Below are 20107 nucleotides of genomic sequence, written 5' to 3'. Positions count from 1 at the left end.
ACTCTATAAACGCATCGGCATAACTACGTACATTGCATGTTCGTCACCAGCGGCTTCAATAAGCGCACTGCTGTTCGCATCAGAAAGCGTAAATTGTACATCTTCAGACTTTATTGTATTTAACACGTCTAATAAGTAAGAAACGTTAAAACCAACTTCAAGATCATCGCCTTGGTAACCTACCTCAACAATTTCTTCAGCTTGCTCCTGCTCTGGGTTATTGGCACTAATTTTTAATTGTCCATTACTCAGATTCAATCGCACGCCACGAAACTTCTCGTTAGAAAGAATAGACACACGCTGAAATGCACTACGTAGCCAATCGCGATTTGCGGTAACCAACTTGTCCCCGCCACGAGGTAATACGCGACGATAATCAGGGAATCGCCCATCCACCAGCTTACTCGTAAAAGTAAATTCGCTGTCAATGATACGCACATGATTAGCGCCAAATTGAATGGTGATAGTTTCATCATCCGCAGGCAGTAAGCGCATGATCTCTTGCACGCCCTTACGAGGAATGATCAATTGACGTTGTGTTTGCAATGACTCAGGTAATTTTTGCTGCGCAATTGCCAAACGGTGACCATCAGTGGCTACCGTTTTAATTTCATTATTATCTACTTCGAACGACATACCATTTAAATAGTAACGTACGTCTTGGTTAGCCATAGAGAAATGCGTTGCTTCTAGCAATTTTCTCAGCTCTAAACGCGTTATGGCAAACTCAACCTCACCGTCCCACTCTTCAAGATTAGGGAAGTCTTCAGCAGCTAAGGTTGTCAAAGAAAAGCGACTTTGGCCGCTAGTCAGTAGCAGTTGATGCTCTTGGCTACTTAGCACTAAATCAGAGTTATCAGGCAAGCTCTTACAAATATCTAGGAGTTTTTTTGCAGGCAAAGTGATCTTGGCGTCTGGCACATTGGTTTCAAGGGCAACAGATGCAACAAGCTCTATCTCTAAATCTGTACCTGTCATATGTAACGCGCCATTTTTCACTTCTAGCAATACATTAGACAAAATAGGCAGTGTATGTTTGCGCTCAATGGCACCCGACACCTGTACCAGTGGCTTTAAAAATAGTTCTCTTGGAATCGTTATTTGCATCATTTAACCCTTAAGAAGACAGCGTTCTAATTAAGTTTTGATAATCTTCTTTTACCTCATGACTTTCATCACGAAGTGCTTTTACTTTTCTACACGCGTGTAACACGGTGGTATGGTCGCGGCCACCAAATGCATCACCTATTTCTGGTAAGCTGTGGTTTGTCAGTTCTTTAGACAATGCCATGGCAACTTGTCTTGGTCTTGCAACTGAACGGCTACGACGTTTTGACAATAAGTCAGAAACACGTATTCGATAATATTCCGCCACGGTGCGCTGGATATTATCGATGGTAACGAGTTTGTCTTGTAGCGCTAATAAGTCACGTAGCGCTTCTTTAACAAAATCGATAGAAATTGGGCGACCAGTGAAGTTGGCATTAGCTATCACGCGGTTTAACGCACCTTCTAACTCTCGCACATTAGAGCGTAATTTCTTAGCAATAAAAAAGGCAACTTCGTGTGGCAAGTTAATATTACTTTGCTGCGCTTTCTTCATTAAGATAGCAACGCGAGTCTCTAATTCTGGTGGCTCAATAGCAATAGTTAACCCCCAACCAAAACGCGACTTCAGTCGGTCCTCAACCCCTTCTATTTCTTTAGGGTAACGGTCAGAAGTTAGAATGATTTGTTGGTTGCCTTCAAGCAGCGCATTAAAAGTATGGAAGAACTCTTCTTGCGAACGCTCTTTGTTTGCAAAGAATTGAATATCATCAATCATCAATGCATCAACGCTGCGGTAGTAACGCTTGAATTCTTCAATGGCATTATTCTGTAGTGCTTTAACCATGTCCTGAACAAAACGCTCTGAATGCATATAAACAATTTTTGCATCCGGTTTTTGTTCAATGATGCCATTACCTACAGCGTGTAACAGGTGCGTCTTACCCAGACCTGTACCACCATAAATAAATACCGGGTTGAATGCAGAACCTGGATTATCTGCAACTTGCGTTGCAGCGGCTTTTGCCAGCTGGTTAGATTTACCTTCCACAAAGTTATCAAAGGTGTAATTCTCTTTAATATTAGACTTATGCGAAGATTTAGGAGCAGGCTCAACTTTTTCTGCCATTTTTGGCTGAGTGCCTTGCAGCATTGACATGTTATCAGCTGCATGACCTACACTTGCGGCTTTTTCGTTAGATAAACTTGGTTGTGCAGCTAACACAGGTTTGCTACCCACATCAAAGCGCAGCTCTGGTGCTTCATCACCACAGATCTCAATCAGCAGTTCATTGATGCGGTGGAGATACTTTTCTCGTACCCAATCCAATACAAAACGATTCGGCGCATAGATAGTTAGCGTATCATCAGTACTTTCTGCCTGTAGTGGTCTTACCCACATGCTAAATTGCTGAGATGGCAATTCATCTTGCAAAACATATAAACAACTTTGCCAAACCGACAGATACACTCTGAACTCCAATAGGTTTTGATTCCCGGGAATAAAAAATAGAGCATTCAGATCTAAAAAATCAGATCTAAATGAAAGGATCGCCGGAAATACTTAGTTTTTATTACAAAATCACTGGTGGAAGCGGGGTATTATGAAGTGATCTTATCCACAAGTTCAATATTGACATTTAGAAAAAGCAAGATCTCACCCTAGCAAAAAAATAAACACATGAAATTTAAAGGTTTTTATTTTTTACCCACAAGTAAGATCATAGCAAAAAACTCTCCCGATCTCACCCCAAAATTAAGATCAAATTTAGTTTTCCAGAGCTTTTCCTATTCTTACTAAATGCTATAATGCCGCCCATCGGATCAGATCTATGCAGATCGATTTCGTATTGATCCTACTTTATGTAGATCGTCTATGTTTGCTCGATAGCTTTGCCAAGTTTTGTCTATATAAAGGATAGAGAAACCTCTCACTGTGGATTATTTAGCCACAGAGAGCAGATTTTGATTGACTTTAGACGCGCTCAGCTTTAATATCTCGCGCTCGCAATGGCACCTGTGCCAGGATCGCGACCTGCATAGGATGTTTTAACTTTTAACCGATCGGATGGAATTGTTATGAAAAGAACTTTTCAACCTAGCGTACTTAAGCGCAAGCGCACTCACGGTTTCCGTGCTCGCATGGCGACTAAGAACGGTCGTAAAGTATTAGCACGTCGTCGTGCTAAAGGCCGTAAAGTACTTTCTGCTTAATATTTAGTGGAAGACTTTAGCTTTAGCAGGGAGTTACGTCTGTTAACTCCCTCGCATTACTCCCGCATATTTCAAGAGCCAGCTCGCGCTGCTACGCCTTACTTTACTCTACTTGCAAAACCAAATGATGTTGGTCATCCAAGACTCGGTTTAACTGTAGCAAAAAAACGCTGCAAAAAAGCATGTCAACGAAACCGTATCAAACGACTTGCCAGAGAAAGCTTTCGATTAAATCGTCATAAACTTGATAATATCGATATTGTGTTGATGGTCAAAACCGGTGTTGACGAGCAATCTAATGAAGAGCTAACTAAACAGCTCACTAAGATGTGGCGCAAAATAAATGAACGTTGTAAGCCAGGTGCACCTAAACCACCTTTTAAGCCAAAGCCTCAACACAAGCGTTCAAAAAATCCTCAAGCTAACGCGAAAAAGCAATAATCTGCTTCAGCCTTTCCTTTTTACGGCGCATTTACCCTTGCTAGCATAGTAATTTTACGCCAATTAAGGTAAGGTTAGCTCACCTTTTAATCAGCTATATCAATGGAAAAATTGTCTGTTTTTGCTCACTTGGGTTGAAGCAGTAAATTGAGGAAATTGATATCTACAAAGCCATGAATTCAACTTCAGGGCGTAGCAAGATCAGAAATCAGTTCAAAGCAGTTTGTTCGCTTCCCAAGCACCTGCTTATATTGCTGATCCGCGGTTATCAACAATGGATTAGCCCCCTACTCGGGCCTCATTGTCGTTTTAACCCGACCTGTTCTAGTTATGCAATTCAAGCAATTAATTTACATGGAATTGCAAAAGGGAGTTGGTTAGCGGTTAAACGCATATTAAAATGTCACCCTTTGAGCGCAGGTGGAGATGATCCTGTACCTGTGAAGTCGACTAAAGTTAAACAACACGAGAAATAAGAGCTGTTATGGAATCGCAACGCACGTTTTTATTTATCGGTTTGTTGCTGGTTTCGTTCCTACTGTTCCAAGAGTGGACACAAGAACAAAACCCGCCACAAGCTGATACCAGTGCCGTCACACAACAAGTGGCGAACTCAACCCCAACAGAAGAGCAAGCTGATGTTCCAGCATCAAGCCAATCCGATGTCCCAGTTGTAGCAACTCAGGCAACACGTTCTGTCATTAGTATCACTACCGATGTACTTTCGGTAAAAATTGATACTAAAGGCGGTGACATCGTTGAAGCCAACTTACTACAACACGCAGAAACCCATGGCAGCGACACGCCTTTCATGTTACTTGGTGAATTTGAAGGCAAACAGTATGTTTCACAGAGTGGTTTAATTGGTTTAAACGGCCCTGATGCAAACAAAGCTGGTCGCCCAGTCTATGAGTCTGCACAACAGCAATATGAGCTTAATGGCGATACATTACGTGTACCACTGACTTTTACTGATGAGAAAGGCGTACAGTACACAAAAACTTATGTATTTAAAGCAGGTAAATATGATGTTGACTTAGAATACCAAGTTAACAACACCACCTCATCACCTGTTCAAGTACAACTATACACACAAATCAAACGTACACGCCAAGATAAAGGCAGCATGGTTGATCAGACCTACTTAGGCGCAGCCTATGGTACCGCTGAAGAGCCTTATGAGAAATACAGCTTCTCTGATATGGCGGATGCGAACCTGAATAAAAATACCCAAGGCGGCTACGTTGCTTTCCTACAGCACTACTTCGTCAGTGCATGGGTGCCAGATCAGCAAACCAATAATACAATTTATACCGCGCTTAGAAATGGCAATGGTATTGTTGGTATGAAGAGCGAGCCAACCAATGTTCAAGCAAACAGCACGGCAACTATCCATGCGGTGTACTACATGGGTCCTAAAGACACAGAAGCGCTTGAAGCAATTCAAGAAGACCTAGATCTCACAGTAGACTACGGCTGGTTATGGTTTATTTCACAACCGTTACTGACGCTGCTTAAGTTCCTTTACGGTATTTTAGGTAACTGGGGTTTGGCGATTATTGCTATCACTTTGATTGTGAAAACGGCGTTATATCCTCTAACTAAAGCGCAATACACCTCAATGGCTAAAATGCGCATGCTACAGCCTAAGATGCAGGCACTAAAAGAGCGTTATGGCGATGACCGCCAGAAGTTCGGCCAAGCGATGATGGAAATGTACCGTAAGGAAAAAGTGAACCCAATGGGTGGCTGTTTCCCACTATTACTACAAATGCCAATCTTCCTAGCCTTGTTCTACGTATTCCTTGAATCAACAGAACTACGTCATGCTGAGTTTATGTTGTGGCTAACGGATCTATCATCAATGGACCCGTACTACGTACTACCTGTGCTATTTGGCGCAAGTATGTTCCTAACACAAAAACTACAGCCGATGACAGTTACAGACCCAATGCAACAAAAGATGATGACTTACATGCCAGTCGTGTTCTCAATCTTCTTTATTTGGTTCCCATCAGGTCTGGTACTTTACTGGTTGGTTTCAAACCTTATCTCTATCGCTCAGATGCTTATCATCTACCGTGGCATGGAGAAAAAAGGCATGAAAGTACGCGGTTAATTCTGACGTAATACACTAAAAAGCGGCTCTCCTTTGAGCCGTTTTTTTATGCATTTTAAACAAGCACTTGATAAAATTTGATAGCGATTTTATGACGATTTGATAGGTCAAACCTGGGCTATCCGTCATGCTCTTTTGCAGTTAAAAAATGCAAAGAGAAGACGATGCTTGAATCTACGTTACTACAGGCACTCTCCAGTGCCGAAACTGATTGGTGGTTAGTGCCTATTGCACTCTTAGTCGGTGTACTCACCAGCTTTACGCCCTGCGTATATCCCATACTTCCCATAACTGTTGCGACTCTTAGCCAACAACGCCATATTCGCCTTGCCCCAATCTGGTATGCACTAGGCTTTGCAGCTGTGTACGCCGCGCTTGGATTTATTGCAGCATTAACCGGTAGCTTCTTTGGCCAGGTAGCAACAAACCCTTGGGTGCTGCTTATTTTTGCCAATCTATTACTCTACTTTGCTGCGGTATCAAAAGGCTTAATCTCGCTGCCACGCTTGCCAAATGCGATTGCAACAGGCTCGCCAGCACCTCTTCTAATGGGCATGGCCAGCGCTCTTGTTGCGGCTCCCTGTACGTCTCCAATTCTAGGTGGCTTATTGCTCTTCGTTGCTAATGCCCAGCAACCTCTATTAGGAGGCGCACTGCTGTTTAGTTTTGCGCTCGGTATGAGCACCTTATTACTGCTAGCAGGGCTAAGCACACGCTTTTTGCATACATTACCAAGATCTGGAGCTTGGTTAAATCACATCACTACAGCAACCGCACTTATCTTAGCCGCAATGGCGCAATATTTTCTTATTCAAGCTGGCAAAAGTTGGCTATAAAACGCAAAGGAACCACCATGAAAAAAATCATTTTTTATTCACTCTTTATGTTACTCAGCACAATGTCTGCAGCAAAGGACTATCCCGTACTTACCGCCAATACGCTTGCAAACAATACCGTAACCAGTCAAGGCAAAGTCACTTACTTGAAGTTTTGGGCAACGTGGTGCTCCTACTGTGTGGAAGAAATGCCACTGCTTGAGCAAAGCTTTCAGCAAGCCAATAACCACTATCAGGTTATCGCAGTCAATATCGGCTTCAATCAGTCAAAAAAAGGCGTGCAAGCTTTCCTTGATAAACATGATTACCAATTTCCAACGGTATTTGATGGTAGTGGCAAGATAACTCAGCAGTTTCAAGTGTTAGGCACGCCACAACATATCCTCATTGATGAAAACGGCAAAGAAATCTATCGCAGCGCATTGTTTACAGATGAGCTGCAACAACATCTGAGCACACTCCAAGGAGCAAACTAATGTCATCAATTAAAGCCCTACTTATGTTCGCCGCTTTGTGCCTCAGCGTGTTTGCGCACGCTAACACGCAAGAGTATGTGTTTATTAATATTTGGGATGAGTATGTACAGCCCACGACTCTACCAACGCCACTAGCACCAAGGAGATTGCTACAGCCCGATATTAATATTGATGAGGCAAGCTTAGCGCAGTTTAAAACGGCCTACCCAAGCTATGCTGAGTTAACCATTGATAAGCAAAACCAGTTGCTGCAACGCTTTGCAATAAGGCAAACACCTGTTCGTGTTATCGTTAAAGACGACAAAGTTATCAAACGAGAGTTGTTGACGACTAACAGTGCACCAAGCACAGAGAAAGAAACACGGATCCCATTGCAAACACTCACAGGTATGCCATTTTCGATAGCGACTATAAACAGTCAATACAGAGTGTTATTTTTCAGTGATAGTTTGTGTCCGTTTCAACATATTCCTGCCTGTGAAATGAGGATAAAGCAAAACAATCAACTCGCTGACTCGAGTGCGTATCCAGTCGTTACTGTGATTAAGCCCTTTTATGTGGAAGAACAAAGTGCTCGAGACTACCAACAACGCTTTGAGGTCAAACACGATATTGTGTTCGATCACCACAACGAAGTATTTAGCCAGTTTGAGATTAGAGAGCTACCTTACTGGGTGGTACAAGACAAACAAGGTGAAGTCGTTTATCGCGGCAACCAGCCACCCAACATAGACTAGAGCCTAATTTATCGTCCATTTACTCTGACAATAGACGCTGTAAGGGGCATCGATGAGCTCAGTAATAAAGTGCTTATCAATGCTGCTTTGCTGGCGTATTTGCAGCAGCTGTTGCTGTAATAATTGGCTGTTTTCGAGTCCGGCCAATTTATCTGAAAAGCGCTTTTGCAGCGCTTCTTCTTTTAACATATCAGCCGCAACAACACCGTAAAGCAACAAAAGATGTGAATTGGTATGTTGATGTTCAGTAATGATCTCAAGCGCTTGTTGAGGCTCATTTCTCAAAAGGTGGATATACATTTTCGTATAGAGCGCATAGGTCTCAACTTCTTGTAGCTGTAACGTTTGATAGTCTTGCATTGCTTCAATCGTCAACGGCTCTGCTAATTCGAGCTTGCCCGCTTTGATCCAGGTCCAACCCAGTAACAATTTAACGTTGGCACGCGTAACTGAAGAAATATAATCGCTTTCTAACAGCATTTGATATTGCGTAATTGCACTTTGCATTGCATCCGTATCACCCGTTTGCAATGCGATATCCATATGCGCCATGCCAATCAGTAATTGCTGTTGCTCATAGCTTGGAATAAAACGCGGCTCGCCGTTAATCTCTTTTAAATAACGTAGCGCTTTCTCCCCCTTATGTAGCTGAATATAGTAGAACCCTAGGTAAGTGAGTATTTGCTTTTCTAAATAGTGATAACCATTTTTCTGAGCTAAAGCGAGGGCTTTTAATAAACTAGGCTCACTTTCAACCACTGGCACTAAGTAATTTTGACCATAAGCAAACAAAGCTTTTATTAGATTCATGGTCTGCTCTGTTTGCTCATAATAGGCAATGGCTTGCGCGAGTACAGGTTTACTCTTCTCTAAGTTCAGTAACGTTTTTTCAGCGGGACCAGCCGCTGGTGGATTGGCAAGATAGAAACTCCGCTGTGCTTCGCTATAGGCAAACGATCGACTACCTATCAAAACATGCGCTGAACTCATCGCTTGCTGGTATTCATCCCAACGTTGTAACACCCAAAAAGCATCCGCTTTGAGTTGATATGCCATCGCTATCAATTCAACTTGCTGGCTTTGCTCAGCAGCATCGAGAGCAAGCTGAGCTTGCTGCAACGCTTGCTGATGTAAGCCTTGTGCCTTGAAAAACTCTCCGTAATAGAGGTGGTAGCGAGCACGAGTCGCGATTGAAGCTGAACTTAGTGAAACCTGTTCGAATCGACGTGTGGCAGAATCAATATCACCGAGCTGCCAACAAATTTGCGCAAGCTCCAACTGGCTTTCTAGATGTTCCGGCATTTGTGCCACAGCCGCCTCAAAATATGCCTTTGCCAGTTGAGGTCCCTGTTCATTTAATGCTTGTACACCGCGGTAATAGTCATTCATTGCTAGATTTAAGGATGATTTTTTGGCGGATTTAGTGTCAACACCTAGCGCTAACTGCGCAATAACCTCTGTTGCAATCGCTTCAAAGCTCTCATCTAACTGTTCAACAATTATCTCGCTTTGCTTATCTCCATAAGTAACACTGAGTAAAAAACGCTGTTGTATCGGCTTTAGTGAAAGCGTGAGCTTGTTAATCGCACTATTCTCTGCAAGCTCAGGATATTGGCTTCGCGGTACTAATTGATAATGAGACTGTAAATGTTGTCTCAATGCTGCTTCAAGCGCATAACCCCACCACGCATTGGCTTGCACACCCGTCTCATTCACCATAGGCACAATGATTAACGAGTCTTGCTCAGCTTGTACACGAGTGACAACGGGTGCTGAACTATAAACGAGGTAAACACTCGCCGCGACTCCACTTAACGCAACAGCGCCAACAAAAAGCATCGCCTTCATTGTTGTAGTGAGTTTGAATGTGCTAAATGTGCGGCTCTCAACAGGACAAATCCACTGATAACCTTGCTGTGGTATGGTTTTAATAAAGGTGGGTTGCTGGGCGTTATCTTTGAGGGCTTGTCTTAGCTCAGTGATACTTTGTGTTAGTGCAGCTTCTCTAAATTCACCGTGTTGCCACAATGTGCTGAGCAATGTTTCACGTGTAACAATTTGATTTGGATGAGCTAAAAAATAAGCCAACAGCTGCACAACTCTCGGCCTCAGTGGCACTTGCTCAGCATCACGATATAAACACGAGACATTTGGATCGAAGCGGTATTGAAGAAAGTGCAGCACAGCGTTAGTTTCCCTTATACAACCTTTGCTAATAAGAACAGTAAAAACTGTGACCATAATTATACCTGACAAAAGCGCATAACCGTATCATTAAGGTCATCAACCACCCAAAACGCAACGAGCAGGCTTAGATATTACCCACCAGCTATACCTGAGATATATCAATTGCTGTACAATTATGGCTATTAACCAGACAGTCTAAAGAGTCATCATGATCGCACAAGACACCATAGCAGCACAGGCTACCGCACCGGGTCGCGGTGGCGTTGGTATTATTCGAGTTTCAGGCAGTAAAGCCCGAGAGGTCGCAGAGCTAATCTTAGGTAAATGCCCAAAAACTCGCTATGCCGAATACCTGCCATTCAATACCCTAGTAGGTGAACAACTAGACCAAGGTATTGCATTGTTCTTCCAAGGGCCGAACTCATTCACCGGTGAAGATGTCCTTGAGTTACAAGGCCACGGTGGCCCCGTGGTACTTGATATGCTGTTAAAGGAAATCAGCAAAATTGAGCAAGTGCGCTTGGCAAAGCCTGGTGAGTTCTCAGAACGTGCTTTTATGAACGACAAGCTAGACTTAACGCAAGCAGAAGCTATCGCAGACTTGATCAACGCCACCAGCGAGCAAGCTGCAAAAAGCGCGCTACATTCACTACAAGGTGACTTTTCTAAACATATCAATACGTTGGTTGAGAAAGTAATTCATCTGCGCATGTACGTAGAAGCCGCAATTGACTTCCCCGACGAAGAAATCGACTTTCTTTCCGATGGTAAAGTCTCGGGTGACCTAGAAGCCATTATTCAGCAACTCGCAGAAGTACGTAAACAAGCCAAGCAAGGCAGCATCATGCGTGAAGGCATGCGCGTGGTGATTGCAGGGCGCCCTAACGCCGGAAAATCTTCACTACTCAATGCCTTAGCAGGCCGTGAAGCCGCGATTGTTACAGACATCGCAGGTACCACACGAGACGTACTACGTGAACATATTCATATTGATGGCATGCCGCTTCATATTATCGACACAGCAGGACTTCGTGATAGTCCAGACAAAGTAGAACAAATAGGTATTGAGCGTGCTTGGGAAGAGATCCGCGGCGCCGATCACGTACTATTTATGGTGGATGGCACCGAAACCCACGAAACCGATCCTGCGAAGATCTGGCCTGATTTTATCGAGCAATTACCACAAGGTATGGAAATTACCGTGATCCGCAATAAAATCGATTTAAGCGGTGAAGCCGTTGGCGCAACAACGAGTGATGGCCATACCCTTATCCGTCTAAGTGCTAAAGACATTCAAGGCATTGATTTATTGAGGGAACACCTAAAAGCCTGTATTGGATTTACTGGTGCAACTGAAGGTGGCTTTATGGCTCGCCGTCGTCACTTAGACGCCCTAGAACGCGCTGCTGAGCACCTAGAAATAGGTCAAACTCAGCTAGAAATGCATATTGCCGGTGAAATTTTGGCAGAAGAGCTACGCCTTACCCAGCAATACCTCAATGAGATCACCGGTGAATTCACCTCCGACGACTTGCTGGGAAAAATCTTTAGCTCGTTTTGTATCGGTAAATAACCCAAATATCTGAGTAGTCATACGCCCTTTTTTGGGCGTATGACTACACACTAACTAGCGTATTGGTTTACCGCTTCTTTTACCTTGCGAGATTTGTCTTTTCTTAATGGAGCTAGCAATGCTTCAGCGTCTGCTGCTTGGCTGAATATTTCAGGAAGTTCAGCGCGGCGATCAGCATATAAATAGCTCAAACTCTGTTTAAAACTGCCATATTGGCCACGAGCATGTGCCACGATAAATTCACGACATACGTCAAAGTGACTGCGCTTAATACAAAACAGCACCAAATGTTCGGGTTTAACGCCGATATCAAATAACCAGGTGAGCAAAAATGCCATGCCGGTTTCGGACGCTTCGCCTTCATATTCACCGCTTTTCGATAGGTAAGTTTCAAAATCTATCTCATTGTGTGCCAGTTGATGTAATAGCCAAGGTTGTTCCATTTGCGCTTCAATTAATTTAAAGCCCCGATAATCATGATTAAGAAGCAGACGTACCAGTTTGTTGCGACGCTTAGCATCTAACATCCACACAAACTGACGAAGACTATACATTTGATATTCATCGGCATCGATACGCATAAACTCGGTGGAGATTTGCCCTTTAAACAGCGCAGCCATGACATCAAACTCGACTTCGTCATGTAGATAAGCCATCGTATGCTCAACAATGGCTTTAATGCGATTGGACTGCACTTGCAGCTCAGCCACGCGTTTTATAATAGCCGCACGCTCAAGCTGCTCTGAAAATATCAGTAACGGCCCAGATGGCAGCCTTTCTTCATACCAAGCAAGCGGCACCTCATGATCGGCCATCACAATAACGTAATTGTCTCCTTGCTGTTGTAACACAGTGCACGCTTCCCAACTTCGACCATCAACATGGCAAGGTTTATCGTGTATTGAGAGGCTATCCGCTACAATGGCTTTATGCAGCTTCTTTGGTAACTTTTCACCTTCACCGAAATATAGACAATCCCGACCTAATTCCTGTGCTAACGCATGCTCCCAAGAGTGCAGGTTTAATTGCACAAAAATATCAATCGCGCGTTGTAAATCATGACTGAAATCAAGCTCAACTTCCGGGTGTTTAAGCGACACATGATGTAAAAACTCAACTTTCGTGCGCTCATTGATATATGCGAGTCCCTGCTCCATAGCTTTGGCTTTGTTACGTCCCATGCAGCCAAACATGCTGGTATCATTACTGGCTATTTCGCTGTAAATCTCTATCCAATTCAAGTAGCGTTCGGAGTTATAACGTTGGTTGCTCATTTCATAGGCATTCAGTATACCGCCATCTATTCCAGCTTTACTTAACTGTTCGTAGACCTCGATTTCATCGAGTATAGTGTCAAACTCTATGCTCCAATGATCATCCGAATAAGCACGAAGTACATTGCGTGCAACCCTAACTGGCGCTAGTGCAATAATAAATTGCCATAAACGATCTGCTTTATATTGCAGGGGTAAAGGTAGCTGTCGCAACCAAAATGCCGTTAAGGTAAAGCGTTGGAAATCATCATCAAAATCTTTAAAGATCTGATAGCTTGACTGCTTTTCACTAAACTTGTTTAGGTAAAGATCGCCGCGACAACACTCATCTCGATACAACTGCGGCTGCACTAATGCCAATAAACTGCTTAAATCATCTTGCGGCGTGTCTGCAGTAAAGTAATCACAGATCCGCGTTATTTGTGCCTCAGACAATCCTAAGTTATCAGGGTTATAATGATCGGACTTTTTATAACATTTCTGAATTATGTGCTGGGCAGCGAGTTGCCAAATATGGTTGTCGTTAAGATAATTTGCTAGTGCCTCAGTAATATCATCGCCAATATGCTGATTATAATCACTGTGCAGGTGATAGCTGGCCAGTGTAATTAATCCCATATCCAATTGCGGCCATTGCTTTGGGTGGCACAGCGCACGCGATGAGCGGAAATGCTCATTGACCAACTTAAGATGCTTGCGACACAGTAATTCATCTTGGTTGATGAAGTGACGAAATATCGACTGGATATTTTTGGCTTTAGCATTTTCAGCCGCGCTCTTGATATCAGACACGGAGAGTTGAGTATAACGCTGATAATAGGCTTCTCTGGAGAGTAGAGCTTCATCACCTTCGGTAAGTGATGCCATCATATATTTGCAAAACTCACGCTTGCCTAGGGCATGGTAAAATACATCAATCACGCGAAGGTACTGCTCAGCACGAGCTTGTAGTAAGTTATTTTCTGCATCATTGCGTACCGCAAGCGTCAACACCATGCCATTTGGTTGTGTATATTCAGCTTCTTCACTGAAGTGATCTGTAAGTAGATCGCCTCGCACAAGGCTGAGCACCGACTTCAGCTCCTCGACTATACCTTGATTATTGCGCTCAAAACTACTCAATTGATCAATAAGATGCTCAGCCATGTCACTGGCATGCACTTTCGCTAATTCAAGCACATCTACTTCACAGATTGTTTCCAATACTGTTTGTGGTTCCCCAGTTTCAATGTAGCGCCACAATACTTCGCCTTGGGGCATAGCCAGCACTAAAGGTTTCAGCAAATTAGTACCATAGTTAAGCTCATATTTACGCTCACCTCTGGCTAGATAAGCACGATAATTTGCGCGAGCAGCAATGACACTCTGTGCAATTTTAACTAATGGGCCTGCAACCTGTGATTGGACTTTTTGCTGTAAATCATACGCTTCATTTTCGAGGGTACTGCCAAAAAATGGCATTGCCATAAAGCTGTCTTTAGCCTCTTCATCGTCATAAAAACAGCTATGGGGGAATAGCGATTGATACAAAGAGATCACAGGCTGATGACTACTCAGATCTTCTTCTTCATCCTCATCACACATGGTATCGACATGGGCAAGTAATACGGGCTCAGCTTGAAAACGTGCAATGACTAATGCTTTAAATTGCTCATAACTCTCAGGATTTTCGCGTAAATATTCCCCAAGCGGCCGGTAGTCACATTCTTCACTGTATTGATCATTTTTGAACATGCCAGATCTAAAGTTATCGTTGTCACACCAAATAAATGCTTTGATCATTTCACGATGCCAACCGTGCTCGTGTAGCAATACACTTAAATAGCTTTCATAACCGCATGCATGTTCATCATCCCAATAAGGCACAAAGTATTGTGCTAGCAAATAGGCGTACTGTATATCCGTCTTTGCAAGCATATACAAAGCTTCAACGCCAAATACCCGCATATCATCAAGCCACATTTCATCAGTGTCATTTTGGCGGCGACTATAGGCCACTATTGCCTTGGCGGCTTCTACAACGGCTTGTTTGATCTCAGGGTATTGCAGCGCTGCTGCAAATAAAATGACCTCAGAAATATAGTTTTCGGTATCATCAAGTATGGTGTGGTCATAGTGGTGCGCACCGCCTTCTTGACCTAAATCTAATGCAGATTGAAGCAACTTTAGGTTGTTACCACTATCTTGCGGTTGCAAACGGCGCACCCCCGCTTCATCAAGTTGCTTAAACTCAATATCAAACAGACTATTAAAAAAGGCCTTATCGCTGTCCAGCAAAGCCTTATACTGAGCTAATGCTAATTTGATTTGTTGCGGGTTTTGGATATCCAGCGTGATTATCTGGTTTTTATCGAATTGGTTCATGTCGTTATTTCTAATTGAATTTGACGTATAGCCGTACTAATCGGACTATAGAGAAGAAAAAGAGAATGAAGCGCAGCTTTGTGAACTGCGGCAATTTCAAGTAAATGCTAAACACAGCGAGTGGCAGCTACGCGTTAGCATCCTCAGCTTGCAGCTCCTTTAACCTGTCGATATCTATTTGACAGTCCTGCTTTGCTTTTTTCTGTTGATCGGGTGTCATATCATCCCAATGAATATAACCACCGTGTGCGTATGGCGCATTGTATAAATAGTTGGCGAATTTTTTGTTGGCTGTACCAGAGACTAACCCTCTGACAGAGCCCTGTTTATCAGCAGCCCACAGTGCAACGCGTTTAAATTCCAACTCTCCAGATACATTAATACGAAATGAGTACCAATTTTCAGCAGCACTAATGTGCAGATCCTTATCCATGTTTTACCTTTTGTAGTTCCTTAATATCAACACTATTATTTCGAATCCATATAACTAGGTCAACATCAAATTTATCGTTAAGTTTTTGATAAATATTAATAAAAAGTAAAGAGCAGCACACTTATAATAAGGTTCTGAGCGATAACCGCAAATCTACCCAATCACGTTAAGTGCTCAATCTGGCCAGTCCAATACCCGTACACTAGGTATCCTAAGCGCTGCAACTTAGGAGAAATAAAATGGCTCTATCTACAACTTTCAATGCACTACACCAACAATCAGCCCCGCTTTTTCTAGCTAACTGCTGGGATCCATCATCAGCGCTTATCATCGAACAGGCTGGTGGTCAGGCCGTTGCGACAACAAGCTGGGGTATGTCTAATCATCAGGGCTAGAAACCTGAGCTTCGGATAATTAATGCCTTTCTAGCAGCCAGTTTTAGCGCTACCTGCGTTGAATTCACTTCCAATAGCCAGCTATTGGTGCATAAATTCGCCTAGCTATCCCCAAAACTCTCTGGCTAGACAAGGAAATAATTTAATATGATTTTAAAAATAATGAGTTAGCTCATTTCTTATCCAAACCTCAGGTTAAAAAGATGGAGAACAACTCACATTTGGCCGTGTACTACAAACAGTAAGTGCCATTCTTAAGGTGATCACTATTCCATTAAGTGTTGATATTGAGGCAGGCTACAGCGCGGATCAAAATCAGATCATCAAACATATTATCCAATTGGCCGACCTTGGCGTTGCCGGTATCAATATTGAAGACAAACCCAGTCACCAGAACAGCTTACGCGATATAAAGGCACACCAAGCGTTATTGCAGGCAATCAAACAAGCTTTACGTCATGGCGGTTTCGATCATTTTTTTATTAATGCCCGTTGCGATCTTTGCTTACAACCACAGTGGACTGAAGCGACGCTGCATGAACGTGCACTCGCCTATCAAGCAGCGGGTTGCGATGGCTTTTTTATTCCCGGTTTAACCAACACCACAATGATAAAACGCCTAACAACCCTGCTTTCAATTCCAGTCAATGTGATGCTGTTGCCCGGATTTAGTGATAAACAGGCGTTAGCAGAGTTAGGAGTCAAACGTATCTCATCGGGTAATGCCCTCAGCGATCATCTGATAGCACTACAAGAATCAGCCACCAGAAGGCTGCTCGAAGAACATGCTGTAGACTTCTTATTTGAGCAATCAGTCCGCACAACTTGGCTGTCAAACTAAATAACCCCCAAGATCTGACCGTTTTTTTAGATTCTTTTATTATATGGATCTAACTATATAGATCTAAAAGTCTGGATCGACTTCCAGCTTTTAGATCGTTATCCACAACACCTCATCCACAACCTTAAAATTTGTTCAAAAACAGCGGAGTTCTTACCGCTTCAAGCATGAGCCTTAGCTTATAAAAGTATTTTTAGGCTCAGCTATCCCATAGATTATCCACAAATAAATCACTGAGTTAAGCTTGGGAATATTTTATTTTTTTCTTTTATTTCATATAGATAAGTAAAAACACTGAAAATTACACACTATTTGTGCAAATATTTTTATCCAATAACCTTAAAGCCCTCTTTACATATTCACGTTAAACGCTAAGATGGCGCGCAATACGACTTAGGTGAGGGTAACAATGCAAACTTTAGATCTTATTGTAGGCAGCCAAATGGGATCAGCAGAATACGTTGCTGAACAGCTAATGGAATCGCTTGAATCTCAAGGTTATACCGTGAATTTGCATGAAAAACCCGAGCTTGAAGCTTGTCAGCAAGCACTTTGGCTGGTGGTGACATCAACCTATGGGGCCGGTGACTATCCAGAAAACTTATTACCTTTTATATCAGCGTTAAAAGCGAGCTCGGATCTAAGCCAGTTACGCTTTGCGGTAGTGGGAATTGGTGATTCAAGTTACGACACCTTTAATCATGCAGCTATTAATCTTGCTGATCTACTTAAAGAAAAAGGTGCAACACAGCTGTTAGACATAGAAAAGATCGATGTTTTACACCCAGATCTACCAGAAGATACCGCTATTGCTTGGTTACCTAAGTTTGTTGAATGTGTCGCTTAACGCTGCAACATTGAAATACACAGAAGTTATTCACAAATTCAGTCTATTTTAGATCGTATTGTGGATAACCTATGATCTAACTGCTGTTCTACGCTTACTTATCCATGGGATAAAATAATTCAGATCTAGCCCTGTGAATAAAGTGGCAAGTTGATCAAAGGTTTTAAGCCCATTGATCCGATCTAATTCACACCAATTGATCTTAGTTAAGCAGTTGGATCTAAACAGGAATACAAAACTATTCACAGATCAAAGGATCAGTAGTAGTAAGATCAATAAAGATCTTTAAAAAGATCCTTATATATTTTAAGTGATCTCTTTTTTGCGTTGTGCAAAGTTTAACCATTTCACTTCTGGTTAATTCTAGGTAGAATACGCATCCTTTCTAAATTTGCTCGGTTGTTTTAAGTAGGATCCCGTAAATGATTTATCATGAACATTTTGATGTCATCGTTGTTGGTGGTGGACACGCAGGCACTGAAGCTGCACTTGCAGCTGCACGTATGGGTATGAATACCTTATTGTTAACACACAATATGGATACCTTAGGCCAAATGTCGTGTAACCCAGCTATTGGTGGGATTGGTAAAGGTCATTTGGTTAAAGAGATCGATGCGCTTGGTGGTGCAATGGCCAAAGCAATCGACAAAGGTGGGATCCAATTTCGAACGCTTAATTCATCGAAAGGCCCTGCGGTACGAGCGACTCGTGCTCAGGCAGATCGCGCATTGTATAAAGCGGCGATCCAAGATATTTTGCAACACCAAGAAAACTTAAAGATCTTTCAACAATCTTGTGATGATCTGATTGTTGAAGGCGATCAGGTCAAAGGTGTCGTAACTCAAATGGGTTTACGCTTTAGCGCTTCTTCAGTAGTGCTAACGGTTGGTACTTTCTTGGGTGGCCAGATCCATATTGGTTTAGAAAACTTCAAAGGCGGCCGTGCTGGCGATCCTCCTTCTATCGCTTTGGCTGAGCGTTTACGTGAAATGCCTTTTAGAGTTGATCGTCTAAAAACAGGTACCCCACCACGTATCGATGCAAGAACAGTTGATTTTTCAGTGATGCAAGAGCAACCAGGCGATACCCCTACTCCGGTTTTCTCGTTTATGGGCAAAGTGTCTGATCATCCAAAACAGATCCCTTGTTATATCACCTATACCAATGAAAAAACCCACGATGTGATCCGCAATAACTTACATCGTTCGCCGATGTATGCTGGCGTGATTGAGGGGATTGGTCCGCGTTACTGTCCTTCCATCGAAGATAAGATTGTGCGTTTTGCTGATAAAGAAAAACATCAGATCTTCGTAGAGCCTGAAGGCTTAACGTCATACGAGCTGTATCCAAATGGTATCTCCACCAGCTTACCATTTGATATCCAACTGGAGATCGTGCGTTCTATTAAAGGCTTTGAGAATGCGCATATTTGTCGTCCAGGTTATGCAATTGAGTACGACTTCTTCGATCCTCGAGACCTAAAGCAATCATTAGAAACTAAGTTTATCAATGGCTTATTCTTCGCTGGTCAAATAAATGGTACAACCGGTTATGAAGAAGCTGGCGCACAAGGGTTGATTGCGGGTATGAACGCAGCCCTTCAAGTTCAAGGCCGTGAAGCATGGACACCGCGCCGTGATGAAGCTTATGCCGGTGTGTTAATTGACGACTTAGCAACGCTTGGTACAAAAGAACCTTATCGTATGTTTACCTCGCGTGCTGAATACCGTTTGTTACTGCGTGAAGACAATGCGGATTTACGTCTAACGGAAAAAGGTCGCGAATTAGGTTTAGTTGACGATGAACGCTGGGCTGCATACAACGACAAGCTTGAAGTTATGGAACAAGAAGCACAGCGTCTACGCAATACTTGGATCCATAAAGATCACCCTGCACTTGAAGCGGTAAATGGATTATTGAAAAAACCACTGGTACGCGAAGCCAGTCTTGAAGATCTGATCCGCCGTCCTGAGGTTAATTATCACGACCTGATGGCAATCGAAGGATTAGGATCTGAGTTTGATAATATTCCAGCCCTTGAACAGGTTGAGATCCAAACTAAGTACGCCGGTTACATTGCGCGCCAACAAGATGAGATTAATAAACAGCTTCGTCATGAAGAGACATTACTGCCTGCTGAGTTTGATTATGCTCAGGTAAGCGGCTTGTCAAATGAGGTTGTGGCAAAGCTAAGTGATGCTCGTCCACAAACGATTGGCCAAGCTTCACGTATTTCTGGTATCACCCCTGCTGCTATTTCGCTATTATTAGTGTATCTGAAAAAGCAAGGGCTATTACGTAAGTCGGCGTAATAGCAGTGGAA

16 protein-coding genes and 1 pseudogene are annotated in these 20107 nt (G+C 42.9%); 12 read left to right on the top strand and 5 right to left on the bottom strand.

Annotated elements, in window-relative coordinates; genetic code table 11:
• Positions 1-3 precede the first annotated feature (3 nt).
• Positions 4-1107: a DNA polymerase III subunit beta gene (gene dnaN / locus EXT47_RS18045; RefSeq protein ID WP_017218529.1), complete on the bottom strand. Its 1104-nt coding sequence runs from the start codon at positions 1105-1107 to the stop codon at positions 4-6.
• A 10-nt stretch (positions 1108-1117) separates the two neighbouring features.
• Positions 1118-2518, bottom strand: coding sequence for a chromosomal replication initiator protein DnaA (gene dnaA / locus EXT47_RS18040; protein ID WP_039493141.1), 1401 nt, complete (start codon positions 2516-2518; stop codon positions 1118-1120).
• A 608-nt stretch (positions 2519-3126) separates the two neighbouring features.
• Here dnaA and rpmH point away from each other — a divergent pair.
• The 7 genes from rpmH (at position 3127) to EXT47_RS18005 (ending at position 7870) form a co-directional block, all read left to right on the top strand.
• Positions 3127-3261 carry a 50S ribosomal protein L34 gene (rpmH, locus tag EXT47_RS18035; protein ID WP_010376846.1) on the top strand — a complete coding sequence of 45 codons (135 nt, stop codon included), beginning with the start codon at positions 3127-3129 and terminating at the stop codon, positions 3259-3261.
• A gap of 6 nt (positions 3262-3267) precedes the next feature.
• A complete protein-coding gene (gene rnpA, locus EXT47_RS18030; protein WP_010376847.1) occupies positions 3268-3702 on the top strand; it encodes a ribonuclease P protein component in 435 nt (144 codons plus the stop codon).
• A 173-nt stretch (positions 3703-3875) separates the two neighbouring features.
• Positions 3876-4178: a membrane protein insertion efficiency factor YidD gene (gene yidD, locus EXT47_RS18025; RefSeq protein WP_010604158.1), complete on the top strand. Its 303-nt coding sequence runs from the start codon at positions 3876-3878 to the stop codon at positions 4176-4178.
• An 8-nt stretch (positions 4179-4186) separates the two neighbouring features.
• Entirely contained in the window at positions 4187-5821 is a 1635-nt protein-coding gene (gene yidC, locus EXT47_RS18020) for a membrane protein insertase YidC (protein ID WP_039493144.1), read from the top strand.
• 164 nt (positions 5822-5985) lie between these two features.
• On the top strand, positions 5986-6657 hold the full coding sequence (locus tag EXT47_RS18015) for a cytochrome c biogenesis protein CcdA (protein ID WP_039493146.1): 672 nt from the start codon (positions 5986-5988) through the stop codon (positions 6655-6657).
• 17 nt (positions 6658-6674) lie between these two features.
• Positions 6675-7133 (top strand): TlpA disulfide reductase family protein, encoded by a 459-nt coding sequence (locus EXT47_RS18010; RefSeq protein ID WP_130127227.1) that lies wholly within the window; start codon positions 6675-6677, stop codon positions 7131-7133.
• Positions 7133-7870, top strand: coding sequence for a hypothetical protein (locus tag EXT47_RS18005; protein ID WP_130127226.1), 738 nt, complete (start codon positions 7133-7135; stop codon positions 7868-7870). Before EXT47_RS18010 ends, EXT47_RS18005 begins: the two co-directional genes overlap by 1 nt.
• A gap of 3 nt (positions 7871-7873) precedes the next feature.
• Here EXT47_RS18005 and EXT47_RS18000 read toward each other — a convergent pair whose 3' ends face one another.
• Positions 7874-10054: a winged helix-turn-helix domain-containing protein gene (locus EXT47_RS18000; protein ID WP_240701629.1), complete on the bottom strand. Its 2181-nt coding sequence runs from the start codon at positions 10052-10054 to the stop codon at positions 7874-7876.
• Positions 10055-10265: 211 nt separating this feature from the next.
• Here EXT47_RS18000 and mnmE point away from each other — a divergent pair, with 211 nt between their 5' ends.
• Complete coding sequence (gene mnmE / locus EXT47_RS17995) at positions 10266-11630, top strand: tRNA uridine-5-carboxymethylaminomethyl(34) synthesis GTPase MnmE (protein WP_130127224.1); 1365 nt, start codon at positions 10266-10268, stop codon at positions 11628-11630.
• A 50-nt stretch (positions 11631-11680) separates the two neighbouring features.
• On the opposite strand, the gene EXT47_RS17990 is transcribed toward mnmE, so the two are convergent.
• Both EXT47_RS17990 and EXT47_RS17985 read right to left on the bottom strand, forming a co-directional pair.
• Positions 11681-15268, bottom strand: coding sequence for a hypothetical protein (locus EXT47_RS17990; RefSeq protein WP_130127223.1), 3588 nt, complete (start codon positions 15266-15268; stop codon positions 11681-11683).
• A gap of 127 nt (positions 15269-15395) precedes the next feature.
• Positions 15396-15701: a hypothetical protein gene (locus EXT47_RS17985; protein WP_039493155.1), complete on the bottom strand. Its 306-nt coding sequence runs from the start codon at positions 15699-15701 to the stop codon at positions 15396-15398.
• A gap of 239 nt (positions 15702-15940) precedes the next feature.
• Between EXT47_RS17985 and EXT47_RS17980 the strand changes: the two genes are divergently transcribed.
• The 4 genes and pseudogenes from EXT47_RS17980 (at position 15941) to mnmG (ending at position 20096) form a co-directional block, all read left to right on the top strand.
• A complete protein-coding gene (locus EXT47_RS17980; RefSeq protein WP_084204195.1) occupies positions 15941-16096 on the top strand; it encodes an isocitrate lyase/phosphoenolpyruvate mutase family protein in 156 nt (51 codons plus the stop codon).
• 211 nt (positions 16097-16307) lie between these two features.
• Positions 16308-16937: pseudogene (locus EXT47_RS17975) on the top strand (isocitrate lyase/phosphoenolpyruvate mutase family protein); the annotation flags it as partial.
• 409 nt (positions 16938-17346) lie between these two features.
• The gene (gene mioC, locus EXT47_RS17970; protein ID WP_010604148.1) at positions 17347-17784 is read left to right on the top strand and encodes an FMN-binding protein MioC; all 438 of its coding nucleotides are present in this window, start codon (positions 17347-17349) and stop codon (positions 17782-17784) included.
• A 422-nt stretch (positions 17785-18206) separates the two neighbouring features.
• The gene (gene mnmG / locus EXT47_RS17965; protein WP_010604147.1) at positions 18207-20096 is read left to right on the top strand and encodes a tRNA uridine-5-carboxymethylaminomethyl(34) synthesis enzyme MnmG; all 1890 of its coding nucleotides are present in this window, start codon (positions 18207-18209) and stop codon (positions 20094-20096) included.
• The last annotated feature ends 11 nt before the right edge of the window (positions 20097-20107 follow it).

Source organism: Pseudoalteromonas sp. CO342X, assembly GCF_004208915.1.
In the GTDB taxonomy this organism is placed as follows: Bacteria; Pseudomonadota; Gammaproteobacteria; order Enterobacterales; family Alteromonadaceae; genus Pseudoalteromonas; species Pseudoalteromonas maricaloris.
This window is presented reverse-complemented; position numbering and strand designations above follow the sequence as displayed.